Source organism: Corallococcus sp. CA047B, assembly GCF_003612065.1.
In the GTDB taxonomy this organism is placed as follows: domain Bacteria; phylum Myxococcota; class Myxococcia; order Myxococcales; family Myxococcaceae; genus Corallococcus; species Corallococcus praedator.
In genome coordinates this window covers 1-5,575 of record NZ_RAWD01000466.1, presented here as the reverse complement: position 1 = coordinate 5,575, position 5,575 = coordinate 1, and the positions used below count along the sequence as shown (strand labels likewise).

Annotated in this window: 4 protein-coding genes; 3 read left to right on the top strand and 1 reads right to left on the bottom strand. The window is 72.2% G+C overall.

What is annotated here, in order from left to right; genetic code table 11:
- The 3 genes from D7X74_RS38970 to D7X74_RS38960 form a co-directional block, all read left to right on the top strand.
- Nucleotides 1–2,561, top strand: a 2,561-nt coding sequence (locus tag D7X74_RS38970; RefSeq protein ID WP_120538018.1) for a TonB-dependent receptor domain-containing protein, incomplete at its 5' end; no start/stop codon positions are given.
- A 1-nt stretch (nucleotide 2,562) separates the two neighbouring features.
- Complete coding sequence (locus D7X74_RS38965; RefSeq protein ID WP_120538017.1) at nucleotides 2,563–3,849, top strand: carboxypeptidase-like regulatory domain-containing protein; 1,287 nt, start codon at nucleotides 2,563–2,565, stop codon at nucleotides 3,847–3,849.
- Nucleotides 3,850–3,999: 150 nt separating this feature from the next.
- Nucleotides 4,000–4,533: a hypothetical protein gene (locus D7X74_RS38960; RefSeq protein ID WP_120538016.1), complete on the top strand. Its 534-nt coding sequence runs from the start codon at nucleotides 4,000–4,002 to the stop codon at nucleotides 4,531–4,533.
- On the opposite strand, the gene D7X74_RS38955 is transcribed toward D7X74_RS38960, so the two are convergent.
- Nucleotides 4,502–5,575 (bottom strand): PAS domain-containing sensor histidine kinase (locus D7X74_RS38955; RefSeq protein ID WP_120538015.1); only part of this gene is annotated, 1,074 nt, incomplete at its 5' end. The genes D7X74_RS38960 and D7X74_RS38955 overlap by 32 nt on opposite strands.

Below are 5,575 nucleotides of genomic sequence, written 5' to 3'. Positions count from 1 at the left end.
CCCCCACCCTCACCACCGACGCGCCCGCCGCGTGGCCCCAGGGGCTGGAGGGCACCGCCGGCGAGGTGGAGCTGGAGCTGCTGGTGGACGTGGAGGGCCACGTCGCGGAAGCGAAGGTGACGCGCGCGGGCGCCGAGCCGCGCCTCACCGACGCGGCGCTCGCCGCCGCCCCGGGCCTGCGCTTCACCCCGGCCACGCTGGGCGGCACGCCCGTGGCGGTGCGCCTGCCGTTCCTCTACCGCTTCGCGCCGCCCGTGCAGGTCCCCGCCTCCACCCCGCACCTCACCGGCGAGGTGCGCGCGCGAGGCACCCGCAAGCCGCTGGCCGACGCGGCCCTCTTCCTCGACGGGGCGCAGGAGCCCGCCGGCACCACCGACCCGCGCGGCCTCTTCACGCTGGACGTGACGCCGGGCGCGCACCGCGTGGAGGTCCGCGCGCCGGGCCACGCGACGACGGTGTTCGAGGAGAAGCTGGAGCCCGGCCAGACGCTCCAGGTCGTCTACCGGCTCCAGCCGCGCGAGGTGAACCCATACGAGACCGTGGTGCGCGACGAGCGCCCGCGCACGGAGGTCACCCGCATCAGCCTGCACGAGCAGGAGATCCGCGAGGTGCCCGGCACGCTGGGCGACCCGTTCCGCGTGGTGATGTTGATGCCGGGCGTGGGCAGCCTCGCGTCCGGCATCAGCTACCCGGTGGTGCGCGGCAGCCAGCCCTCCGCCACCGGCTTCTTCCTGGACGGCGTGCGCATCCCGATGCTGTACCACCTGCTGCTCGGGCCCGCGGTGGTGCACCCGGACTTCATCGACACCGTGGACTTCTATCCGGGCACGCCGCCGGTGCAGTACGGCCGCGTGCTGGGCGGCGCGGTGGAAGGAAGGCTCAGCCGTCCGCGCGAGGACCGGCTGCACTTCACCGCGTACGCGGACCTGCTCAACGCGGGCGGCTTCATCGAGCAGCCCTTCGAGTCCACCGGCACCAGCGTCAGCCTGGCCGGCCGCTTCAGCTACTCCGCGCTGCTCATCTCGCTCACCGCCAACGCCCTCAACCGTCCGGAAGCGGAGCAGGTGCGCGCGGGCTTCTGGGACTACCAGGCGCGCATCGAGCAGAAGGTGGGCCAGGGCCGCCTGCGCCTGTTCGCGCTGGGCAGCTCCGACGACGTGGGCCTGTCCCCCGAGCAGACCGAACGCTCCGAGGGCGGCGGCGTCACCTCGCGCTTCCACCGCATCGACCTGCGCGGCACGCACCCCGTGGCGGGCGGCGAGGGCGAGGTCGGCATCACGCTGGGCTGGGACGGCCTGGGCCTCACCGGCGAGCAGACCCAGCGCGAGGGGACGTCCCTGGTCATCCGGTCCGTGGGCGAGTACGGCCTGGAGCAGACGAGCGTCTCCGCGCGCGCCGGGTGGAAGCGGGTGCTCACCGACACGCTGGAGGTGGCCGTGGGCACGGACGTGGAGAACCGCCGCTCCGCCACCACGCTCATCGGCACCGCGCGGCCTCCCGGCTGGCGCTCGTCCGACGACGCGGATCCGCTCAAGCAGCCCTCCGCCATCGCCACCTTCTCCGGCGCGTATGCGTCCGTCACCTGGAAGCCGTCGGAGAAGTGGGTGGTGTCCCCGGGCCTGCGCGTGGACGCGTACCACCTGGTGCCGGGCCTCACGTTCACCGCGGTGGAGCCGCGCCTGTCGGTGCGCCACACGCTGACGGACACCCTCACGCTCAAGGGCGGCGCGGGCCTGTTCCACCAGCCGCCCACGGTGCTGCTGCACATCCCCGCCGTGGACACCGCCAGCCTGCGCTACGGCCTCCAGTCCGGCGCGCAGTTCGACGTGGGCGCGGAGTGGAAGGCGATGGACGGCCTGGAGCTGAGCGCGGACGCGTACTTCAACCCGCTGTCACGCGCGGTGGAGTTCGACCTGGTGGACGTGGCGGAGAACCGCCGGCGCCGGGGCAGCCTGGGACAGGACCCGGCCACCACCGGGTACGCCTACGGCCTGGACCTGATGGCGCGCCACCCGCTGGGCAACCACTGGTTCGGCTGGGTGTCCTACAGCTTCCTGCAGAGCAAGCGGAAGACGCGCTTCGCCCGCATCGGCGATGACAACCAGGTGCTGGAGAGGGTGGAGGGCAACCTGCCCTTCGCCTTCGAACAGGCGCACGTGTTCAACGCCGCGCTCAGCTACAAGTTCGGCAACAACTGGACGGTGGGCACGGTGGTGCACTTCAACACCGGCCGTCCGGAGTCGGGGCAGATCACCTCCCAGTCGCAGCGCTGGGTGACGGACGCGGACGGCGAGGGCCGCTGGGTGCGCCAGGATCTGGACCGCACCGGCCGGCTGGCGGCGTTCTTCCGCGTGGACGCGCGCATCGCGAAGTCGTGGGCCTACCAGGACTTCACCCTGGATGCGTCGCTCGACGTGCTCAACCTCTCCGCGCAGCAGGAGGTCATCGCCTATGACCACTCCGTCGAGGGCGTCCCGAACGAGACAGGCCTCTTCCCCGTCCGCAAGCCCGTGCGGATTCCCGTCATCCTCCCGCTGTTCGGGCTCAAGGCGACCTACTGACATGCGCCACGCCTCCCTCACCTTCCTGGGCCTGGGACTCCTGGCCCTCACCCACGCCGGCTGCGAGCGCTATCCGGAGGACCCCATCTTCGCGTACGGCCGCATGCGCCAGTTGGACGGCGCTCCGCTGGCCGGCGCGCCGCTGACGCTCGAGCGCCGGCGCGACGGCGTCTTCTCCCCCGTGAGCACCACCACCACCGAGGCCAGCGGGGACTTCATCTTCGAGCTGCTCTCCGGCGACGCCGTGAACTGGCGCTCCCTGGACGAACAGCAGTCCCGGCTGCGCCTGGCCACGCCGCTGGACGCGACCGGCAGGGGGATGTTCGCCCTGCTCTACATGGAGGACGACGTGGAGTTTCCCACGCTCCAGCCGTGGGACGCCCACCCGCGCGTGGACGTGGGCCCCCAGGGCCCCTCCGTGGCCTTCCCGCCTCCGCCGCCCCTGCTGGAGGTCCCTGAGACGGCGAGCCTGCCCCAGGTTCTCGGCCCGGACGACAACACCCCCTTCTTCGTGCCCCCCACGCCTCCCGAACCGCTGGTGTGGCTCACCTCGGAGGGTCTGCTCGTGTGGCGGCACACGGGCACGACGTCGCCCTGGACGCCGTCCCCCCACTTGCTGGAGGACTTCGCCTCGCCCCAGGTGCAGCTGCGCGCCGTCAGCGTGGGCAGTTGGTATTTCTCGCCCCTGGGCGGAGAGCCCAGCGGCCTGGACTTCCGGGTGGAGTGGAGGACCGCCCACGAACCCCTGCCCCCGGGCACCCTGCGCCCGGTCAGCCGGGGCGCGACCTGCGAGCCGACCTTCCCGCAGGCCTGCCCGTGGACGGACGGCCGGCTCGAGCCCGTGCTCCTGGCGGACCCGAAGACGGACCCGCGCGTGTACAGCCTCGTCGTCACCCTGCCCCAGCCCACGCGCCCGCGCCACGCGGTGGTGCGGGGCCTGAGCCACGCGCACGGCTACCAAGGCAAGGAGTGGCTCATCCTGGAGGGCAGCCTGGACGGTGAGCACTGGCACCCCCTCAACCGGACGGTGCTGCGGGACGAGGATTCGCGCGCCCGGATCACGAACGCCTTCACGTACAGCCATTACGCCGACCTCTCCGGACAGGACTCGCCCTACGGGGATTCCCCCATCCTCCTGGGCAACGATGCGCCGGTCTTCATCGAGCTGCCCCTGGCCGACGCGGAGCCCACCCGCTACGTCCGACTGTCCGTGGAGCTGCTGGCCTACGGCGGCGACACGTCGCCCGGAGCGCTCTTTTCCCTCGCGGAATTGTCCGTCTTTGAATAGCGCCGGTGTGTGTCTGCCCATGCAACCCATTGGGATTGCTTGTGTGGGATGAAACCCGGGAGGCCCTTGCAACCGGATAAATCAAGAAAATAAGGCCACCCCGTTCAAGTCATTGGGGCACTGAGCCCACCCGCGCCCGAGGAGGGACCAATGATTGCGCTGACCTGGACGTACGGGCAGCTCCTCAGGGGCGCGGCGGACATGGTGCGACGGGTGTTGCTGGTGCAGCTGCTCATCCTGGCCCCGTGCTTCTGGTTGCTGGAGCTGTCCCAGAACGTGGCCTTCCGGTGGATGAACGGGGACTGGGGCTGGGTGTACCCGGAGTCGCCGCACCACTGGTTCTCCATCGTCAGCCTGGGGTTGTGGAGCGGCGCGGTGGTGGCCCTGTGGGCCCTGAACACGTACTGGTTCCGGCCCGCGCGGATGGCCCGGTGGCAGCGCGTGCTGTGGGCCAGCGCGCTGTGCTGGCTGGGGCAGTGGCTGGGCGGCTTCCTCGCGGCGGAGGTGTTCCACCATCCGCTGCAGGTGTGGCCCGGCACCCGGCTGGTCTACGTGAGCTTCAGTGCGCTGTTCTTCTGGGCGGCCAACGCGCTGCTGTACCTGGCGGTGGTGAGGGATCCCGGGCCGGCGTCCGAGCCCGTGGCGGTGCCCGTCACGCGCGCGGAGCGTCCAGCGGGAGCTTGAGTCGCGCGCGGCAGCCGCGCCCGTCGGTGCGGTTCTCCAATCGCAGACTTCCGCCGTGCGCCTCGGCGATCTGCCGGCTGAGCGCCAGCCCGATGCCGCTGCCCTGGGGCTTGGTGGTGAAGAAGGGCACGAAGAGGTTCGCGGTGTCGGACAGGCCGGGGCCTTCATCCTCCACCCAGACCTCCACCGCGCCGGGCGCGTGCACCGCCCACGAGACCCAGACACCGCCCTGCCCCCCTGGCTCCGACAGGACGGCGTCCACCGCGTTGCGCACCAGGTTGATGAGCACCTGCTCCAACTGGTCCGCGTCCCCGGGCACCGTGAGCGCGGGGCCGGGACGCACCGCCACGGGACGGCGCGGCTCCAGCGCCACCACGCGCCGCACCCAGCCGTCCACCTCCACGCTCCCCGGCGTGGGCGGGGGCAGGCGCGCCAGCCGCGCGTGGGCGGACATGAAGCGCGCCAGGGCCTCCGCGCGGCGGGCGATGATGCCCAGCCCGTGCCGCGTGTCCTCCTCCCAGTCCGCGGGGCGGGGCACCTGCGCCACGGTGTCCCGGAGCGCGTCCGCGATGGATTGGATGGGCGTGAGCGAGTTGTTGATTTCGTGGCTGAGCACGCGCACCAGCCGGCGCCACGCCTCGCGCTCCTCCTCGCGCAATGCCAGACGCAGGTCCGTGAGCACCACCAACTGGTGCGGCTGGCCGCCCTCGCGGAAGCTGCCGCGCCACAGCTCGTAGGGGCCGCCTTCCTGGGCAAAGGCTCGCGTCAGCCGGCGCGGCGCGGGACCCTCCAGCAATTCCTGCCATCCCAGCGCCTCCGCCCGCTGCCCCACGAGCTGCGCGCGCGGCAGGCCCACCAGCCGCACGCCCGCGCGGTTCACCAGCTTCAGCGTGCCCTCCCCGTCGAAGGCCAGCACCGCCACGTCGATGGCCTCCATCACCTGCGCGAGCAGCGCGCCCGCCTCCATCGCGCCCAGCCGCTGTTCGCGCAGCGTGTCCCCCAGCGCGTTGACCTCCAGCAGCACCTCCCCCAGCGCATCCCC

Coding starts and splice junctions, on each gene's coding strand:
- D7X74_RS38965 (WP_120538017.1), top strand. CDS start 2,563: ATGCGCCACGCCTCCCTCACCTTCCTGGGCCTGGGACTCCTGGCCCTC.
- D7X74_RS38960 (WP_120538016.1), top strand. CDS start 4,000: ATGATTGCGCTGACCTGGACGTACGGGCAGCTCCTCAGGGGCGCGGCG.